Here is a 19452-nt window from a genome sequence, read left to right as displayed (position 1 = left end):
CGACGAGTGCAACAAACGCGGATACGGGGTATCGCCTCATGTATCCACCATCAGTCGGGAACTGCGTAACTCCTGGTAAGAATGTGTCCTGCCTTATACCCAACTAGACTTATGAAAAGTGGGGCAATGTACGTAATCGCCCCACCTTATCATTACCTTGAAAATGCGCTTACTACTACTGCGCCCGCTCAACCGCCTTTAGCAGCGCCCGCTTTGTGTACACCTTGCACATTGCCCGGCGGTACTCTTCACTGGCGTGAATATCTCCGAGCATGTCCATTCCTTCGCCGGCGTGCGCAGCAGCAGCGGCAATGGCATCAGCACTGCCATCGGTACCAATCAGGGCCTGCTCGACTGCCGGCTGACGCTCGGCTTTGGGGCCGACCCCGGTAATAGCCACCCGGCAGGCGGTTACCTGACCATTCTCCATCTTGACGTAGGCGGCTGCGCCGACAATCGCGTAGCGGCTGGCCGGGTGGGGGAATTTCGCATAGGCAGCCCCTTCACCGGCGCCAAGGCTATTGAAGGTAATTGAAGTGATAATCTCACCCGGCTCCAGCGCCGTGCTCAGCATATCGGTAAAGAAATCGGCAGCCGCAATTGCCCGAGGGCCGTTCGGCCCTTCGACGTGAATCTGGGCATCGAGCGCCAGCACCACCGCTGGCATATCAGCAGCCGGGTCGGCATGGGCTAGCGATCCGCCAATCGTACCCCGGTTGCGTACCTGAATATCACCGATCAGGCTGACTGCTTCGGCCATCACCGGGCATGCTTTCGCCAGTGCTGCATCGTGTTCAATCGCGCTCCAGGTGGTCATGGCACCGATCTCGACAGTGCCGTTGACTTTGATGCCACGCAACTCGGCAACCTTGTTGATATCGATCAGGACAGCCGGTGATGCCAGACGTAGCTTCATTGCCGGCAGCAGCGAGTGACCACCGGCCAGAATCTTCGCATCATCACCGTGGCGCTGTAACAGGGTCAGCGCCTCAGCCAGACTGGTTGGCGCATAGTAATCAAATGGGGCTGGAATCATAGCTACTCCTTATGGTGAGCAGGCGCAGGGAAACCCTGCACCTGCCGGCATACACCTACTTCCCGTGGATTGCCTTCCAGATGCGCTCCGGCGTTGCCGGCATCTGGAGATGCTTCACCCCGAACGGTGCCAGTGCGTCAATAATGGCGTTCATCACACACTGCGCCGACGCAATCGTTCCGGCCTCACCCGCACCCTTGACGCCGAGTGGATTGACCGGCGACGGCGTCACAGTGTGGTCGGTTTCGATATGAGGCACCATCGCTGCGGTCGGTACTGCGTAGTCCATCAACGTACCGGTCAGCAACTGGCCATCCTCGTTGTAGACTGCACCCTCATAGAGCGCCTGGGCCAGCCCCTGAGCAATACCGCCGTGGATCTGCCCTTCGACAATCAGCGGATTGATCTGATTGCCACAGTCATCGACTGCGATATAGCGCAGCAGTTTGACATGGCCGGTCTCCGGATCGACCTCGACGATACTTACGTGGGTACCGAATGGGAAGGTGCAGTTCGGCGGATCGTAGTAGCTGGTCTCATCGAGGAACGGTTCCATGCCGGGTGGCAAGTTGTAAGCGACCGCCGCTGCCGCAGCGAGTTCCCCAATTGTCTTGGCCTTGTCGGGTGAACCTTTGACGTAAGCCCGGCCATTTTCAAAGACGATGTCCGCTTCATTTGCTTCCAGCAGGTGAGCAGCCAGCTTGCGCGCCTTCTCCTTAATCTTATCGACGCTGCGCTTAATCGCCACTCCACCGACTGCCAGCGAGCGCGAACCATAGGTGCCGTACCCGAATGGCGTCCCTTGCGTATCGCCCCACTGCACTTCAACATCTTCGTAAGGCACACCTAACTCATCGGCGACGATCTGGGCGAACGTGGTCTCAAGACCCTGGCCGTGAGGGAGAGAACCGGTTGTAACCACGACCTTACCGGTCAGATGGACACGGACATTCGCACTCTCCCAGAGGCCGGCACCCCAGCCCTGACCACCCATCCAGGCGCTCGGTGCAATCCCACAAATCTCGACATATGACGAGATACCAATACCGAGATACCGACCCTGCTTGCGCAACGCTTCCTGCTGCTTGCGGAACTCGGCGTAACCGGCAATTTCGAGCGCCTTGTTCAAGGCCGGTTCGTAATTGCCGCTATCGTAGGGGAGCAGACCGAGACCGTTATCGTAGGGGAAATCTTCAGGCTGGATGAAGTTCTTGCGGCGCACCTCTGCCGGATCCATCCCGATCTCGGCAGCGAAGCGATCAACCATCCGCTCGATCAGATAGCTGGCTTCGGGGCGACCAGCACCACGGTAAGCGTCCACCATTGCCGTGTTGGTATACGCACCGGTTACGTGAACATACGCGGCAGGAATCTTGTAAACCCCGGTAATGATACGTCCGTAAAGCGTTGTTGGAATACCGGCGGCAACTGTCGAGAAGTAAGCCCCAATATTGGCCCAGGTCTTCACACGCAAACCGGTAATCTTACCGTCGCGCGTACCAGCCAGCTCTGCTTCCGTAATGTGATCGCGTCCGTGGGTTGAATACTTATAGTTCTCAGAGCGATCTTCAACAAACTTCACTGGACGGCCCAGCTTACGGGCAGCCCACATCGTGAAAGCCATATCGTTATAGCAGAATATCTTCTGCCCAAAGCCACCACCCACGTTCGGCGCAATACAGCGCAGCTTGGTTTCCGGCACCCCGAAGACAAACGCCGTTAAGAGCAGGCGATGCACATGAGGAGCCTGCGACGTCATCCAGACCGTCCACTCGCCGGTCGTAGCATCGTAACGGGCAATGGAACCGCGCGTCTCCATCGGGGTGGGGATCAGACGCTGGTTGATAATCTCTTCCTTAACGACGACCTCAGCACCGGCAATTGCCGCATCGGCAGCCGCCTTATTGCCACATTCCCATTCAAACACAATATTGTTGGGAGCTGCCTCGTGGATCTGCGGAGCACCGGGTTCAACCGCCTTACGGGCATCGACAACTGCCGGCAGTGGCTCGTATTCAACCTCAACTGCATCAGCAGCGTCGCGAGCAATATACCGATCTTCGGCAACCACCATTGCCACCGGATCACCGGCAAGTGCTACCTTATCGACCGCCAGGGCGCGGGGCGGGACCGGATAGTTCTTTACTCCAGACGCCTGCCATGCTGCCGGCATAGGATTTATGTCAAGCATATCCTTGCCGGTAAACACCGCGACTACACCCGGCATAGCGAGTGCCCGACTAGCATCAATCGAGACAATCTTCGCGTGCGCATACGGGCTACGCACCAGCGCGATATGGAGCATTCCTGGCAGCTTGATGTCATCGAGGTAATTGCCGTGACCGGTAATCAGCTTCGGATCCTCACGGCGCTTGAGCGCCCGTCCAACCAATCGCTCCTTCATTTCGGTAGCGGTCATCCTTGACTCCTCACTAGGTTCTGTGTGAACTTCTTTCGGACGGATTAATCAGCGGCCTGCGTTGCTGCCATCTTCTCGGCAGCGTAGCGCACGGCACGGACAATGTTCTCGTAGCCGGTGCAGCGGCAGAGATTACCTTCAAGACCGTGGCGAATCTCTTCTTCGGAGGGATTGGGGTTACGTTTGAGCAGATCGGCAGCAGCCATAATCATGCCAGGGGTGCAGAAACCACATTGCAAGCCGTGCTTCTCCCAGAAACCTTCTTGCAATGGGTGCAACTGACCATCCTGAGCCAGACCTTCGATGGTGGTAATCTCGGCACCATCACACTGAACGGCCAACGTTGTACACGATTTCACACTGACCCCATTAATGTGAACCACACACGCACCACACTGGCTGGTGTCGCACCCGATGTGGGTACCCGTCAGATTCAGATGCTCGCGCAGGTAATGAACCAGCAGCAGGCGGGGTTCTACCTCGCTGGTATGGCGAACACCATTGACCGTGACCGTAATCGTTGTCACTCTCCAACCTCCTCGTTGTCTGCGAAACGAACAACCAGACTAATGCTATGACGGGCGAAAACAGCGGGACAGCGTCGTGAGTGGTGCCGCCCGATCAGGTAAGCTAATGTGATGGTGCCACCTGGTCAGCGTCGTTGACCGAGTAGATAGCCGAGCAAGAAGGCGACGATTACCCAGGGCACCCATGGGCGCTCTTTCAGAAAATCCTCTACCACGCCCAGCGCGACATCAATTTCGCTAAGTCCCTCTCCTGCCGGCACGTGAATCGTGCGGCGGAACGATGGTGTTTCTGGTTGGGCTGAGGCTGGCGCTTCTCTCGCCTCAGCGGCAGGTGCCGATGTCGATGCAGCAGATGCTGAATCCGGTGCAGATGGAGCTGTTGATGTTTCCGTTGCCGATTCGGCGGATGTTGCCGCCGGAGGCATCTCCGGTGCAGCAGGCACTGCTGCAGGCTCGGCGACAGCTTCGCTGCCAGATCCACCGGCGCGACGAGCTTCGATCTGCGCTGCCAGCGCCTTCAGACTCTGCGAGATAAGCGTCTTGGCAGCACCATCGAGCAACCGCTGACCAACACTCGCAATCGTGCCGCCTATCTGTGCTTCACCTCCGTAGTCAAGAATGGTATGACCGTTTTCTTCGCGGAGCTGAATACTGCCAGAACCCTTTAAAAAGCCATTGCTTCCTTTTCCGTCAACATGAATTTCGTATGACTCAGGTGGGTGTAGATTGTCGATCTTGACCCGTCCGCTGTACACACCGCGAACGGCTTGCAGACCAATCTTCAACGTACTTTCATATTCATTCTCGCCGACCTGTTCAAGACGTTGACAACCAGGGATAGTGCGAGCCAATACCTCTGGGTCATTCAGCGCAGCCCACACCTCCTCACGACTGGCAGCAAACGTATAATTACCGACGATCTTCACACTCACTCCTTGTTGACCGGTTCATACGCGCTAAGCCGGACAACCTCTACTAAAGAGCGGTCCTCGCTGACTATCTCACAACAGACATAGTGCAGGGTCGCAGCGATGATTCGGTATATGTGCAACGGTGACTATATGTAGATTCAGATATGGGTTCCATATCTATCCTACCTAATAGTAAATGCTTTGTCAAGGCAAAAGAATGACGATCATGGTATCTGCTTGCGAAGCGATACGGTTTGCAAAACCGTGAACCACGCATCGTCCAAAAACTATCCGGTCGCGCATCGGGAATACGCCTCCCAAAATACTTGACAAAGATACGCCGCATAGTTTATATTAGATACCGTTGTATGGTGCAGGCGACACCATCAATGTACCTCAACAACACACACGCACTCATCCAGAGCGGTGGAGGGACCGGCCCGTTGAAACCGCAGCAACCCTCGTATGCGTCGCCGCATACGAACGGTGCTAAGTCCGGCAGAGGTGTTCTGGAAGATGAGCGACGTGGAAGAACGGCTTAGTGCAACGATTTCACGCCCTCATCGCACGTTGAGGGCGTTTTTGTTGCCTGCAATCTGGCTTATCTGTTTTGAGGAGGTTGTTATGTCTGATGCTCCGCGCTTCACCGGTTTTGAAACTCTCGCCCTGCATGCCGGCCAAACCCCCGATCCGACCACTGGATCGCGAGCTGTTCCCATCTACGCCACCACATCCTATCAATTCAAAGACACAGACCATGCAGCCCGTCTGTTCAATCTGCAAGAGTTTGGTAATATCTACACGCGCATTATGAATCCGACCACCGATGTCTTTGAACAGCGGATGGCGGCACTGGAGGGTGGAGTAGGTGCGCTGGCGCTGGCATCGGGGCAGGCCGCTGAAACGCTGGCTATTCTTAACCTGGCCGGGAGTGGCGACAATATCGTCGCTTCCTCTGACCTGTATGGCGGCACCTACAACCTCTTCCGTCATACATTGCCAAAGTTAGGCATTACAACTCGCTTTGTTGATGCCCGTGATTACGATGGCTTTGCCGCTGCAATTGATGGACGAACCAAAGCCTTCTTCCTCGAATTAGTCGGTAATCCACGGCTTGATGTGCTCGATCTGGAGCGCATTGCCGCAATTGCGCATGCGCAGGGTGTGCCGGTCATCGTCGATGCGACCACGGTCACACCGTACCTGTGGCAACCGATCCAGCACGGTGCCGATATTGTGATCCACTCGGCAACCAAGTACATTGGTGGTCATGGCACGGCTATCGGGGGCATTATTATTGACAGTGGCAAGTTTGACTGGGCAGCCAGTGGCCGTTTTCCCGAATTTACCAATCCCGATCCGAGCTATCACGGCCTGATCTATACCCAGGCTTTCGGCAACCTGGCGTACATTATCAAGGCACGAGTGCAGGGCCTACGCGACATTGGGGCTGCGCTTAGCCCATTTAACAGCTTCCTTTTCCTGCAAGGGCTGGAGACATTGCCACTGCGGATGGAACGACACAGCAAGAATGCACTGGCAGTGGCCCGTTATCTGAGTGAGCATCCCAAAGTGGCATGGGTCAACTATCCCGGCCTTCCCAGCCATCCGAGCTATGCTCTGGCCCAGAAATACCTGCCGCGTGGGCAGAGCGGGATTGTTGGCTTCGGCCTGAAGGGTGGTCGTGCCGCCGGACGTACCTTCATTGAGCGGTTACGGTTATTCTCGCACCTCGCCAATATTGGTGATGCCAAGAGCCTTGCGATCCATCCGGCAACCACCACCCACAGCCAGTTGACGCCAGAAGAACAATTGCTGACCGGCGTGACCGACGATTATGTCCGGCTCTCTATCGGCCTGGAGACTATTGACGATATTCTGGCCGATCTTGATCATGCCCTGGCAGGAACTCCATCATAGTGTTGGATCAGAGAGCAGCGACAATGGCGTTGCTGCTCTCTGATACTGGCAAGGAGCAACGATAGTATGGAAGCGATTGTGCAGGCGCCAACCCCAGAGGGGGTTGGCATTGTGCGTACTCAACGGATGCATTGGACGACCCCTCTGACCCTTACGAGCGGAGCGACATTAGGCCCGATTACCCTGGCTTATGAAACGTATGGTGAACTAGCTCCGGATCGCTCGAATGCTATCTTGATTCTGCACGCTCTGTCTGGCGATGCCCACGCTGCCGGGTTTCACAGCCCAACCGACCGCAAACCAGGCTGGTGGGACGCGATGATTGGGCCGGGTCGCCCGTTTGATACCAATCGTTACTTCGTGATCTGCTCAAATGTGATTGGCGGCTGTCGTGGCTCAACCGGCCCGTCAAGTCCACACCCGTCTGATGGACGTCCTTACGGTTCACGCTTTCCCCTCATCACCATCGAAGATATGGTGCATGCGCAACAGCGACTGATCGATGCGCTGGGTATTGACACCCTGCTCGCCGTGGCGGGTGGCTCAATGGGTGGATTTCAGGCACTGGCCTGGACGGTAGAGTATCCGCAGCGGGTGCGTGGCGCCATCCTGCTGGCTACCAGTGCCCGCTCTAGCCCCCAGACCGTGGCCTGGAACTATATCGGTCGGCGGGCAATTATGGCCGATCCACGCTGGCGAGGCGGTGATTACTACGATAGCGACGCGCCACGTGATGGGCTGGCAGTAGCCCGTATGCTCGGCCACATCACCTATCTGTGCGAAGAAAAACTAGAACAGCGGTTTGGCCGTCGGGTTGATGGTGATGCGCTCGATTTAGGGCCACGGTTCGCTATCGAACACTATCTCGAACATCAGGCGGTGCGCTTCAACGACCGCTTCGATGCCAACTCGTACCTGGTGATCACGCGGGCAATGGACAACTGGGATCTGACAGCACGGTATGGATCGCTGACAGCCGCCTTTGATCTGACCCGTGCCCGTTTTCTGGCCCTGGCGTACAGCAGTGATTGGCTCTACCCACCGACAGAAACGTATCAGATGGCGGCAGCCGCGCAAGCTGCCGGTCGTTCATTCACAACCCATCTGATTACCACCGATGCCGGGCATGACGCATTCCTGACCGATGTCGCAGCGCAGAGCGAGCTGATCCGCGATTTTCTGAACAAACTGATGACAGAATAGTTATGGTGTATGGGTTATTTTTTTTAATAGTTTTTTATGACTCATCCGGTTGCGCATGCACCAATCTACTACATATAATGTATAGACGTCATCGGCACCGGATAGAGGGCACCCTTGAAACATTCCAGAAGGCTGCTGACACAGTGGTTGCGGTTGCCTGTGGCTAAACGGCTCCTCATTGCAGGAATGCCGTTCATTATGTTATCTCTCGTGTATGGTGTGGTATGGGAATATCGAGGGTGGGTTGTAGCATTAACGATCCTTGCCATCATTCTGATTATCGGGTTGTGGCAATACTTCCAGCATCGGATCGCAATCCAGCAACGGCGCATCCGCGAACTTGAGCAAGAATTGGCAGATGCTCAGGCTGTAGCTGCTCTTGCAACCCGTACCAAAAGTGCGTTTCTAACAAACATCAGCCACGAGTTACGGACACCGTTAAACACGATTATTGGTTATAGTGAATTGTTACATGAAGATGTGCTTGATGAGCGACTCGCCGTTGATGAGGTGCGTGAGCGGCTGGAGCGCATTCAGGCTGCGGCCAGGCAGTTGTTGAGCCTGATCAACGACATCATCGAACTGGCGCGGCTAGAGGCCGGTGATGCTCCGTTGAATTATGAACCATGGCCAATCGGGTTGCTGATTAAAGAGGTTTGCGCCACGATTGAGCCACTGGTAGAACAGCAACAGAATCGCCTCGTGTTTGATGTACAACCAGACCCTGAGATGGTTGTTCACATCGATCGTAAAAAGGTTCGTCAGGTGTTGGTGCACCTCCTGGATAATGCCGTAAAATTTACCCGGCAGGGCGAAATCAAATTCATCGTTACAATTCGGCGAAGTGATGATGGAACTGAATTATTGATCTGTAACATCAGTGATACCGGTGTCGGCATGACTGCACAACAACTCGATCTGCTATTTGCACCGTTTACCCGCTTCGATGAACCACTCACGCAGCGATCAAGTGGTGTCGGTATCGGTCTGGCCATTGCTCACCGGTTATGTCTCCTAATGAATGGAACGATTGCCGTTACCAGCCAGCCCAGTAGCGGTACAACGTTCTTGATTACGCTTCCCCTGCCTTCTGATCAGACTGACACCCAGAATTCGGCTTTGAGGTTGTACTGAGGGTTAGGTTGATTACGCTTCCCCTGCCTTCTGATCAGACTGACACCCTAAGCGACATCTATGACTACCAAACTGAACTCAATGCGTCTTCTTGAACGTCATCATATCGCGTACACCGTGCATGAGTACGAATACAATGATGCATACGACGCGCAAACAATTGCCCGGATGATCGGGGTGCCGGCAAGTCAGGTATTCAAGACACTCGTTGTTGGTGGTGCCGGTGTGCGACCAATTCTGGCAATGGTTCCGGCTGACGCCCAACTGTCACTGAAGCGCCTGGCAGCGCTGATTGGCGTCAAATCGCTTGATCTACTCCCGCGCGTCGACGTCGAGCGTCTGACCGGCTTGCAAATTGGCGGGATCGGTGCGTTGGCGTTAACCGTAAAAGGGTGGACATCGTACCTCGATGAGACTGCACTGCAATATCCGGTAGTCTATGTCAATGCCGGAAAGCGGGGCATACTTCTCGGATTAGCACCAACCGAACTGGTGCGCGTGGTAGGGGCAAAGGTTGGTGCGATTGCGGAGCGAGGATAGGGATGGAGTTTTCTGCCGGAACTTCGGTCTGGTTCAGGCCCTTGCCGAAGAGGATGTGTTTGGTATCGATGGTTGATACCTGCGGGGCAATTGGCTACGATGCTGACTCAATTCTATCAAGTCTCTCTGAGGCTTTGGTCGAGACAGAACTGCGTCGGCTGCGTGGTGATGCGTAGAGTCCTATACAAGTTCCAAATCACCCTGGTACGCTGGCATAGTCTTTTCCGGTTCGACGTCCGAGTTGCACGGATAGCCGGCCTGTGCTAGAATACGGGCGATGGCGACGTAGCAAAGTGGTAATGCAGCGGTCTGCAAAACCGCCATTCGCGGGTTCGATTCCCGCCGTCGCCTCCAGATGAAGTCCGTAACGAGAGGTCAATCGCCTCTCGTTCTTTGTTTCACGATAGAGCATGCGAATACTCTGTGCCCTGACCTACTATCGTCCCTATACCAGTGGTCTGACCATCTATGTTGAACGACTGGCTCGTGGTCTGGTCCGTCGCGGTCATCAGGTGACGGTACTTACCTCGCAGTACGATCCGAGTTTGCCAAAGATCGAATGGCTCGATGGTGTGCGTGTGATTCGTGCCCCAGTCCTGGCCCGGATTAGCAAGGGTGTGCTGATGCCAACATTTGGCTGGCTGGCAACCCGACTCGCTCTCGAACATGATGCGATGAGCCTGCATTTGCCGCAGTTTGATGCACCGGGACTGGCGTTACGCGGTCGTCTCTTGAAACAGCCGGTTGTCCTGACATACCACAGTGACCTGAAATTACCCCCCGGTATGTTGAACCGGGTAGCCAATCGCGTGGTTGATGTTGCCAATCAGGCGGCTGCTGCACTGGCAACTCGCATCGTAGCGTACACACAGGACTTCGCCGATCACTCACCGTATCTTCGGCGTTGGCGCACAAAAGTGACTATCATCCCGCCGCCGGTTGAGGTAGCCGAGATTCCGGAGTCAGAGATTGACGCATTTCGCCGACGCTGGAATCTCCAGGGGCCGGTGATCGGTATGGCTGCCCGCTTGGCCGCTGAAAAAGGGGTTGAAGTGTTATTGGCGGCACTTCCGCGCATCCTGGCCGTGTATCCGACGGCACGTGTTCTCTTTGCCGGGCCGCACGAACATGTCCTCGGCGAAGAGGCATACGCTCGACGGCTGGCACCGCTATTTGCGCAATTTCGCGATCACTGGACATTTCTCGGCACCCTCGATCCACGGGAGATGGCAGCGTTTTTTCCCAATCTCGATGTCCTGGTTGTACCATCACTTAACTCAACCGAAACCTTTGGTCTGGTACAGGTTGAAGCGATGCTCTGCGGCACACCAACGGTTGCCAGTAACCTACCCGGTGTACGCCAGCCACCACTGATGACCGGTATGGGGAAGGTCGTCCCAATTGGCGATGCAACTGCGCTGGCCGAAGCTATTCTCGAGATTATTGGCAATCGCACCGCTTATGTACGACCACGCGCAGAAATAGCAGCACTCTTCAGTACGGAGCGTACTGTCATCGAGTACGAGAACCTCTTTCGCCAGTTAGGAGTCGCCGACCAGGTATGAACGCGGTACAATACCTTTGATAGACTCTCGATGAAGGTTACTGATATGCCTGACTACTTACGACCACATTTGCTCACATTACCCATACACCGGGCGATGATCCGTTCTATAGAAGCACGACTATTTGCTGAACTGGCGCCTGATTTGCCGGAACCCATCATTGATATTGGCTCCGGTGATGGAACGTTTGTCCAGATTGCCCTCCCCAACAAGCAAATCATTGGTATTGACCCACGTAAAGCCGATACGCACGAAGCGGCACGGCGAGGTGTTTATGCAGCATTGTGTGTGGCCGATGGTGCTGCTCTGCCGTTCGCTGATCAATCGTTTGCTGCGGCAATCTCGAATTGTGTGCTTGAACACGTACAACCTCTCGATCAAACTCTGCGGGAAGTGGCACGGGTTGTTCGTCCTGGAGCCCCGTTTGTGGCCTCGGTAGTCGGTGATCGCTTCCCGCGAGAATTACTCGGCACGTGGCTGCTTGATCGGTTGGGATTTGATGGTAGTAACATTTATGGACGATGGTTCAACCGTATTTCTTACCATTACAACACGCTCAGCCGGGCTGAATGGACAGAACGCTTTACTCGTGCAGGCTTCACTGTAGAGGTCTGCCGACCATATATGAGTGATGCAGCCCTAAAGTTGTTTGATCTCAGTCACTACTACGGTGCGCCGAGTCTGATCACACGTGCGCTAACAGGACGCTGGCTGGTAGCGCCACCCTTTACGCCTAATCTCTTGTGGGAACCAATCCTGCGTCGGATGTATGAGGCACCTGAGCCAGCCGATGCACCATGCTACTTTTTTGTTTTGCGGAGGCGTCATGACTGAATCGACGATGATGGCTGCGGAATTGGTCGCTGCCGGAAGAGCGGCATTGATCGCCGGTGACACCGTAACTGCACGGTTGCGGTTTCGCGAAGCGCTCGAAATTGATCCCAACTACGTAGAAGCGCTTCTGGGGATGGCCGCCGCCGTGCGGCCATATCGCGATAAGCGCGAGTACCTTCTACGCGCACTGGCAATTGATCCTAACCTGGCCGAAGCACGAGCAACTCTGGAACAGGTAGAGGCGAGACTGGCAGTGGGTGAATTGCTTGCACCCACGGGGGTACAGGTACGTGAGCAGCCTGAGACTGCGGTCGTTACGGAACCTTCTGAGCCACCAGCACCGCCTGAAACGGAGGCGTTATTCTGCTATCGCCATCCGCAACGCGAAACCGGGTTACGTTGTATCAGTTGTAGTCGTCCGATCTGTCCAGAGTGTGCCCGCGCTACACCGGTCGGCCAGATCTGCCCGGACTGTGCCCGAGAGCGGATGCCGGTGAACTATCAGGTAGCTCCCATACAGTTACTGATCGCTGCAATTGTTGCGCTTTTGTACGGGGTGATCGTCACCTTTGTTGCCGGGGTCGTGATTGGTTGGGCTGGATTTTTTGGCTTCATTGTCGCCTTCTTGCTCGGTCCAATGACCGGTAATGCCCTCGCCCGCCTGATCGACTGGTCTACCGGACGTAAACGAGGCCGTTTGCTAATGATTGTCGTGAGTATTGCCTATGCCTGTGGTTCGCTACCGTACATCGGGCTGATCATCTTACTAGGTGGTTTTCCGCTCGTCTTGCTCTTCTACTCGATCATTGTGGTGACCACAGCGCTGGCGTGGCTGCGTTGATAACAATTTCCTCATCAGCAAGCAAACGCAGGGGATAGTGGTACAATAAAGCTACATATTATCGTTTAAGAGTAGAAACATTGGCCCTGCGCGGGTGAGAGCCGATTCACAGTATTGCGCGGCATAAGGCAGCGCTTCACCCGGCACTGGCACAGGTGCATTAGCAAAAGCCGGTAGCTGTCAGGGGAGGCGTTATGACAGAAGAGCGCACCATGAAACTGGCCATCCGCGGTAATAAAAATCCCCTTGATCTGGTAGAGAAACGTCTACGCGAACAGATTTTTGGCCAGGAACGCGCCATCGAAAGCGTGATTCGCGTCTTAAACCGTTCACGGTTCGGGTTTTCAGCAGGGAATAGCCGTCGTCCGCGGGCGACACTCCTCTTCCTTGGCCCGACGGGCGTTGGCAAAACAGCTACTGCCCGGGCGCTGGCCGAACTGCTCCGCCCGGATGGCAGTGCATTTCTCAAGATTGACTGCTCGCTCTTTAGCCAGGGCCACGAGGTGAGTGCATTGGTTGGTGCGCCGCCGAGTTATGTAGGGCGCGACCAGAAACCGTTGCTCAATCCCGACATTATCGAACAAGAGAACAGTGTTGTCCTATTCGATGAGATCGAGAAGGGACAGCCCGAACTGTGGAACCTCCTGTTGCAAGTGATGGAAGATGGTGAAATTCTTCTACTCAACGGTGGCCGACGGGTGAGTTTTCAGCAGAGTATTGTCATTTTCACCACCAATGTCGGCGCAAAGGAGATGGTTGATTTTCTTGATCGGCGCACCATCGGATTTCGCACACCACATAAAGATGTTGAAGCAACCGGCCGTGAAATCTATCAAATTGGATTTGAAGCCTTGCAAAAGGTCTTTCAGCCGGAATGGATTAACCGACTCGATGAGATTATTGCATTTCGCCCGCTCTCTGCCGAAACGCTCAGCCAGGTATTTGACCGGATGATTGCCGAATGCAATCAGCAATATCTGCGCTATGCCATCCAACTGCGTGTGACACCTGAAGCAAAGGAGTACCTCCTCAATAAAGGGTTTGATTCGCGTTTCGGCGCTCGGCCACTGCGACAACGGATCTTAAAAGACATTGAGTCGCCCCTGTCCGATCTCCTTGCCTCGGGCGGTATCCCTGCCGGTAGCCTGGTAGAATTGCGCTACACCGGCATTGATCAGCACGGGCAGGCGCTAGAGTTCTACTATACCGAAGCACCAGAATTGATTGAGCGTGCGGAAGAACTGCGCCAGCGTGAGCTGCAACGAATCGCCGTTGGGCAGAGTAATGGCCCCCAACCACCAAGTATCAGTTTAACCCACGAGCACAGTAATGCTGCCGAAGGGGGTATTTTCACCACACGCGGTCCACGAGTCACACCACGACGTGATCCTCACTTTGGCGACAAATAGGCCCATGATTGCAGCACAATGATCGCAATATCAACGAAGAGGACAGGCTGACAACCTGCCCTCTTCAGTACAACATTGCGTGAGCAACACCGTATGGTTCACATCACCTATGTACCCTGTCGCGCCAACCGATCACGGCGCATTCGGATTGGGACGACGGGCGACCGACAAGTCGGGTTCGGCACCGTCGGCCAAGGGTCGTTTGAGAATGACGTAGCTACGCCCCGGCATTACCGCCTGTACCCCACACACTTCCCAGCCGTCAGTGCCCAAACCGTTGAGGAAACGCCGGGCAAACCCGGTATTGCGCTCGCCTGCCTCCGGGTAACTCTCCTGACCTTCAACGGAAACACGCTGCCACGCCTCGACAAACACTACTTTGTACTCCCAGCGCATACTATCTGCTCCTGTGTTAGGCAACGGGTGACCGTGGCGCCGGTCGCCCGTTGCGTCCGACGTGCCCCGGTCTGTCGGGCACACATGCAGTGTAGTACTGATTCCACGTAATGTCAATTACACAATTACACACCCGAGATAAAAAAGGTTTTTGGTTTTTTTATTGACAATAGACTGAAATACTGGTAGACTGTACAGTAGTAGTTCGGAGTAGTGCGACTATGGATACCACACGTTACCCGTCCGACAGTCCAGCCGGCATCATCTTACGCTACTTGCAGCGTCATGCCAGGGCCACAGTAAAAGAACTTGCTGATTTGATCGGTGTCAGTACGACAGCCGTTCGTGATCATCTTGTGCACTTGCAGGCCGAAGGCATGGTCGAGGTTTTCAGTGAGCGAAGTGGTCCGGGTCGTCCGCGATTAGTGTATAGCTTGTCTGAAAAGGCGCAAAAATCCTTCCCCAAGCAGTATGATCGGCTCATCAGCACCTTGCTGCGCGAACTGATCGAGCTAGAAGGGGAGGGGAAGGTCGAGCAGTTATTAGATCGGGTCAGCCAGCGCTTGGCAAGTGAGTATGCCGACCGTATGGCAGGCTCAGATGTAGCTGCACGCCTGAACGAGCTGCGGGCATTACTTGAACAGCGTGGCGTGCCGGCAGAGATCGATCCGGAAGGCGATGTGTTACGCCTGTTCGCCTGCCCGTACTACGATGTAGCAGCCGATTATCCTGAAGTCTGTTCAATGGAGCGGCGGATGATCGAGTATGTCCTGGGCGAGAAGCTGGTACTCGAAGATACGATTCGAGCCGGAGCGCACAATTGTCGCTTCGTCCTGCGCTCACAAGACATTCCGCTGACCCTGACATCGCCGGCTGCTGATTCAACGACTGAAGTATAAGCCTGTTGTAGTAAAACCGTATTGAGGAGTCCATGAGTAACGATCTGATCATCAAAGATCTCTACGCTCGGATTGGCGACAAAGAGATTCTGCGCGGCGTGAATCTGACCGTGCGCCAGGGTACAGTTCATGCCATTATGGGACCAAATGGCAGTGGGAAGAGCACCCTGTCGTACATTATCGCCGGCCATCCATCCTATGAGGTAACCGGAGGCGAAATCTGGTACAAGGGTCACAACCTACTCGAACTTGAGCCGGATGAGCGCAGCCGTCTGGGTGTCTTCCTCGCGTTCCAGTACCCGGTAGCAGTACCCGGAGTGACAGTGGCGAACTTCCTGCGTTCGGCCATCAACGCGCACCGAGCAGAGGAGGGCAAAGATCCCAAAGAGACGGCAATTCCCGCTGCCGAGTTTCGCAAACTGTTGCGTGAAGGGTTGAATCTGCTTGATATGGATGAGAGCTTCGCCCGTCGTTATCTCAATGACGGCTTTAGCGGTGGTGAAAAGAAGCGACTTGAGATTTTGCAGATGATGTTGTTGAAGCCAACAATGGCTGTGCTTGATGAGACCGACTCAGGTCTTGACATTGATGCGTTGCGGATCGTTGCCAATGGTGTCAATCGGCTAGCGGGACCACACATGGGGGTCCTGGTGATTACCCACTATCAGCGCCTGCTGAATTACATTAAGCCCGACGTGGTCTCGGTCATGATGGATGGCCGGATTGTTCGTGAGGGTGGTCCTGAACTGGCGCTTGAGTTGGAAGAGAAGGGTTACGATTGGCTCCGCGAAGAGCTGACCGGTGCAGCATAGGGGGAATGTAGATGACGACGACACTCCCAACCCTAAACGAAATCAGTGCTGAGTTTGTTGTCGCCCGCTCGCAAGCGGCCGGCGAGCCAGCCTGGTTGACCGAGCGCCGGCGTGAGGCGTGGGCTGCGTTTGCTCAGATGAATCCGCCAGAGTGGCGACGTACCAATCTGAGTAAGCTCGATCCGACGACGATTGCCCCTGCTGATGGTGCGAATGCAACTGCGATCCAGTGGGATCCGGCACTGAGTAGCCAGGGTGTCATCTTCACCACGCTGGCTGCCGCCTTGCACAGCCACGAGGCTCTGATTCGGCGTTACATGGATACGGCTGTTGAGCCGTTGAAGCATAAATTTAGCTCCCTGCGTGCTGCACTCTGGCAAGACGGTGCTTTACTGTACGTACCCAGGGGTGTTGCAATCGAAGTGCCACTGCGTTTGATCTACACGCTGGGTGCTGACGGGGTGGCAATCTTCCCGCGCACGCTGGTGATTGTCGAACCACAAGCAAGTATTACCCTCATCGAGGAGTTTACCTCACCTGATCTGCGTGCCGGTTCGTTTGCCGGCCCCATTACCGAAATCTTTGTCGGTGATGGGGCCAGTGTACGCTTTATCAGCATTCAGCACTGGGGAGCCGGTGTGTACCATCTGGGTGGGCAGCGGGCAATCTTGCAGCGCGATGCCAGCCTGGAGTGGACATCCATTCAACTCGGTGGACAGGTGCAGCATATTGAAGCTGAAACGACACTGGTGGGCAATGGCTCGCGGTTGAATTGGCTCGGCGCGACGTTTGCCGCCGATAGTCAGCATCTGGTTATCGCGCCCTGGATGCGCCACGTCGGACACAACTGCGAGAGCTTTATGCAGTTTAAGACGGTGGTCAACGATACTGCATACAGCGTATTCGACGGTATGATCAAGATCGAGCACGAGTCGGCGGCTACCAGTACCCGGCTAGAAGAGCATGCTCTTCACCTCAGCCCCGAGGCACGGAATGACAGTATTCCGGGCCTGATGATTAGCACGAATGACGTATTGAAGGGTGGCCATGCGTCGACCAGCGGTGATATCGACGAAGAGCAGCTCTTCTACATGCAAACCCGCGGTATTCCACGGGCAGAAGCACAACGTATGATCGTGATGGGTTTCTTCGAGCCGGCACTTGAAACTGTGCCGCTGGAAGAGCTGCGGGCTGAGCTGACGGCAGAGATTGCAGCCAAAATCTAGGGTGTCTTGCCGCAGGTTGGCCTGCGGCAAGCCCCGAATACGAAGGTTGTGCGTCGGCGGAGAGCGCCTTGCTGTATAGACTGTCGCCGGCAATCCTGGCGGTGACAGATGAGGTCATAGAATATGGCTATCCTGTCTCAGTTCGATGTGCTTGCACTGCGACGAGAGTTTCCGATCTTGCAACAGCATGTTCACGGCAAGCCACTGGCCTTTCTCGACAGTGCCGCATCGTCACAAAAGCCACGCCGGGTAATTGAGGCGCTGGAAGATTATTACTGGCGCTATAATGCAAACGTTCATCGCGGTGTCTACCGCTTGAGCGAAGAGGCAACCTTTGCCTACGAGCGAGCACGGGGGAAGCTGGCCCGCTTTATCAATGCTGCCAGTCAGCGCGAGATTATTTTCGTCCGTAATACCACTGAAGCGATTAACCTGGTTGCTTATGCCTGGGGCGGGGCACATATTCACGCTGGTGATCGCATTTTGCTGACCATGATGGAGCACCACTCGAATATTGTGCCCTGGCAGTTGCTAGCGCAACGCACCGGTGCCGAGTTGATCTATCTGCCCTTCGATGGGCAAGGGCGACTGATCCTTGATGATCTCGATCGTCTGCTCGACGAACGGGTAAAACTGGTTGCCTTTACGCACCAATCGAACGTCTTGGGCACGATTAACCCGGTGGCACCAATCGTAGCCCGGGCGCGAGCAGTCGGGGCACGGGTCTTGCTCGACGCTGCCCAAAGCGTGCCACATATGCCGGTTGACGTGCAGGCATTGGGGGTTGATTTTCTGGCCTTTAGCGGCCACAAGATGTGTGGCCCAACCGGGATTGGTGTCCTGTGGGGCCGGCGTGAGGTGTTGCAGGCAATGCCGCCATTTCTGGGTGGTGGCTCAATGATCGACCTGGTTGAGCTGGATCATAGTACCTTCGCTGCGATACCGGCACGGTTTGAGGCAGGGACACCGGCAATCGGTGAAGCAATCGCTCTCGGCGAAGCAGCCGACTACCTGCAAGAAGTGGGATTGGCGACCATTCATCAGCACGAACAAGAACTGACCGCTTATGCACTTGAACGGTTAGCCACCGTTCCCGGCATAACGGTCTACGGACCGCCAGCCGGGCCGGATCGCGGCGGTGCAGTCAGTTTCAGCCTTGAAGGCGTCCATCCACACGATGTGGCAGCGGTTCTGGATCAGGAAGGGGTTGCTGTACGTGCCGGCCATCACTGTACCCAGCCACTGCATCGAGTGCTGGGTGTACCGGCAACCACACGGGCCAGCTTCTACCTGTACAACTTGCCCGAAGAGATTGATCGGCTGGTTGCCGGGTTGCACAAGGCACGACAGCTCTTTGCCTGATAGAGGCATGAAACGACTATGGATGACATTTATCGCGAACAAATTCTCGAACATGCCCGTCATCCGCGCAACTTCGGTCATCTACCGGCACCGACGGTTATCCGCGAGGAGCGTAATCCGCTCTGCGGTGATCAAATCCGGCTAGAACTGGCGATTACCGATGATGTCATCACCGATGTGCGCTTCAGCGGGCGTGGGTGTGCGATCAGCCAGGCCAGTGCGTCACTATTGACTGAAGCGATCAAGGGGATGCCGGTCACTACCGCCAAACAGTTCAGTAAGGATGATCTCCTCGATTTAATCGGGATACCGCTGGCGCACAACCCAACCCGGCTCAAATGCGCCTTGCTTTCGCTGAAAGCTTTGAAGGCCGGTCTGTATGGGGTGAGCCAGATGGATGAAGATATGTAGTCAGATA

General features: G+C 55.3%; 18 protein-coding genes, 1 tRNA gene and 1 riboswitch. Of the genes, 14 read left to right on the top strand and 5 right to left on the bottom strand.

The annotated features are described in order from the left end of the window. Positions 1-175: 175 nt before the first annotated feature. From VAE55_RS13450 to VAE55_RS13435, 4 genes are all read right to left on the bottom strand, one after another. Positions 176-1036 (bottom strand): xanthine dehydrogenase family protein subunit M, encoded by an 861-nt coding sequence (locus VAE55_RS13450; RefSeq protein WP_322816283.1) that lies wholly within the window; start codon positions 1034-1036, stop codon positions 176-178. 55 nt (positions 1037-1091) lie between these two features. Next, entirely contained in the window at positions 1092-3455 is a 2364-nt protein-coding gene (locus VAE55_RS13445; protein ID WP_322816282.1) for a xanthine dehydrogenase family protein molybdopterin-binding subunit, read from the bottom strand. Between the two features lie 44 nt (positions 3456-3499). After that, positions 3500-3982 carry a (2Fe-2S)-binding protein gene (locus tag VAE55_RS13440; RefSeq protein WP_322816281.1) on the bottom strand — a complete coding sequence of 161 codons (483 nt, stop codon included), beginning with the start codon at positions 3980-3982 and terminating at the stop codon, positions 3500-3502. Between the two features lie 125 nt (positions 3983-4107). Then, on the bottom strand, positions 4108-4908 hold the full coding sequence (locus tag VAE55_RS13435; RefSeq protein WP_322816280.1) for a carbon monoxide dehydrogenase subunit G: 801 nt from the start codon (positions 4906-4908) through the stop codon (positions 4108-4110). A 396-nt stretch (positions 4909-5304) separates the two neighbouring features. Next, a riboswitch (SAM riboswitch) is annotated at positions 5305-5416 on the top strand. Between the two features lie 101 nt (positions 5417-5517). Between VAE55_RS13435 and VAE55_RS13430 the strand changes: the two genes are divergently transcribed. From VAE55_RS13430 to VAE55_RS13390, 9 genes are all read left to right on the top strand, one after another. Next, positions 5518-6813 carry a homocysteine synthase gene (locus VAE55_RS13430; RefSeq protein ID WP_322816279.1) on the top strand — a complete coding sequence of 432 codons (1296 nt, stop codon included), beginning with the start codon at positions 5518-5520 and terminating at the stop codon, positions 6811-6813. A 66-nt stretch (positions 6814-6879) separates the two neighbouring features. After that, positions 6880-8016, top strand: coding sequence for a homoserine O-acetyltransferase MetX (metX, locus tag VAE55_RS13425; protein ID WP_322816278.1), 1137 nt, complete (start codon positions 6880-6882; stop codon positions 8014-8016). Between the two features lie 198 nt (positions 8017-8214). Continuing rightward, a complete protein-coding gene (locus VAE55_RS13420; RefSeq protein ID WP_322816277.1) occupies positions 8215-9150 on the top strand; it encodes a HAMP domain-containing sensor histidine kinase in 936 nt (311 codons plus the stop codon). A 60-nt stretch (positions 9151-9210) separates the two neighbouring features. After that, positions 9211-9690, top strand: a complete 480-nt coding sequence (locus VAE55_RS13415) for an aminoacyl-tRNA deacylase (RefSeq protein WP_322816276.1) — start codon at positions 9211-9213, stop codon at positions 9688-9690. Positions 9691-9969: 279 nt separating this feature from the next. Next, positions 9970-10044, top strand: a tRNA-Cys gene (locus VAE55_RS13410). A gap of 56 nt (positions 10045-10100) precedes the next feature. Beyond that, a complete protein-coding gene (locus tag VAE55_RS13405; protein WP_322816275.1) occupies positions 10101-11255 on the top strand; it encodes a glycosyltransferase family 4 protein in 1155 nt (384 codons plus the stop codon). A gap of 45 nt (positions 11256-11300) precedes the next feature. Further along, a complete protein-coding gene (locus VAE55_RS13400) occupies positions 11301-12089 on the top strand; it encodes a class I SAM-dependent methyltransferase (RefSeq protein WP_322816274.1) in 789 nt (262 codons plus the stop codon). Beyond that, complete coding sequence (locus VAE55_RS13395; protein ID WP_322816273.1) at positions 12082-12930, top strand: hypothetical protein; 849 nt, start codon at positions 12082-12084, stop codon at positions 12928-12930. Before VAE55_RS13400 ends, VAE55_RS13395 begins: the two co-directional genes overlap by 8 nt. A gap of 194 nt (positions 12931-13124) precedes the next feature. Then, positions 13125-14339, top strand: a complete 1215-nt coding sequence (locus tag VAE55_RS13390; RefSeq protein WP_322816272.1) for an AAA family ATPase — start codon at positions 13125-13127, stop codon at positions 14337-14339. A gap of 132 nt (positions 14340-14471) precedes the next feature. On the opposite strand, the gene VAE55_RS13385 is transcribed toward VAE55_RS13390, so the two are convergent. Continuing rightward, entirely contained in the window at positions 14472-14735 is a 264-nt protein-coding gene (locus VAE55_RS13385; protein ID WP_322816271.1) for a hypothetical protein, read from the bottom strand. A gap of 221 nt (positions 14736-14956) precedes the next feature. On the opposite strand from VAE55_RS13385, the gene VAE55_RS13380 reads away from it, so the two are divergent. The 5 genes from VAE55_RS13380 (at position 14957) to sufU (ending at position 19445) form a co-directional block, all read left to right on the top strand. Further along, positions 14957-15634 (top strand): helix-turn-helix transcriptional regulator, encoded by a 678-nt coding sequence (locus VAE55_RS13380; protein ID WP_322816270.1) that lies wholly within the window; start codon positions 14957-14959, stop codon positions 15632-15634. Positions 15635-15666: 32 nt separating this feature from the next. Continuing rightward, a complete protein-coding gene (gene sufC, locus VAE55_RS13375; RefSeq protein ID WP_012259318.1) occupies positions 15667-16446 on the top strand; it encodes a Fe-S cluster assembly ATPase SufC in 780 nt (259 codons plus the stop codon). Between the two features lie 11 nt (positions 16447-16457). After that, positions 16458-17672 carry a Fe-S cluster assembly protein SufD gene (sufD, locus tag VAE55_RS13370; protein ID WP_322816269.1) on the top strand — a complete coding sequence of 405 codons (1215 nt, stop codon included), beginning with the start codon at positions 16458-16460 and terminating at the stop codon, positions 17670-17672. Between the two features lie 123 nt (positions 17673-17795). Continuing rightward, positions 17796-19034 carry a cysteine desulfurase gene (locus VAE55_RS13365; protein WP_322816268.1) on the top strand — a complete coding sequence of 413 codons (1239 nt, stop codon included), beginning with the start codon at positions 17796-17798 and terminating at the stop codon, positions 19032-19034. 18 nt (positions 19035-19052) lie between these two features. Continuing rightward, positions 19053-19445, top strand: a complete 393-nt coding sequence (gene sufU / locus VAE55_RS13360) for a Fe-S cluster assembly sulfur transfer protein SufU (protein WP_322816267.1) — start codon at positions 19053-19055, stop codon at positions 19443-19445. Positions 19446-19452 lie beyond the last annotated feature (7 nt).

Source organism: Chloroflexus sp. (assembly GCF_034432675.1).
Classification (GTDB): Bacteria; Chloroflexota; Chloroflexia; order Chloroflexales; family Chloroflexaceae; genus Chloroflexus.
This window is presented reverse-complemented; position numbering and strand designations above follow the sequence as displayed.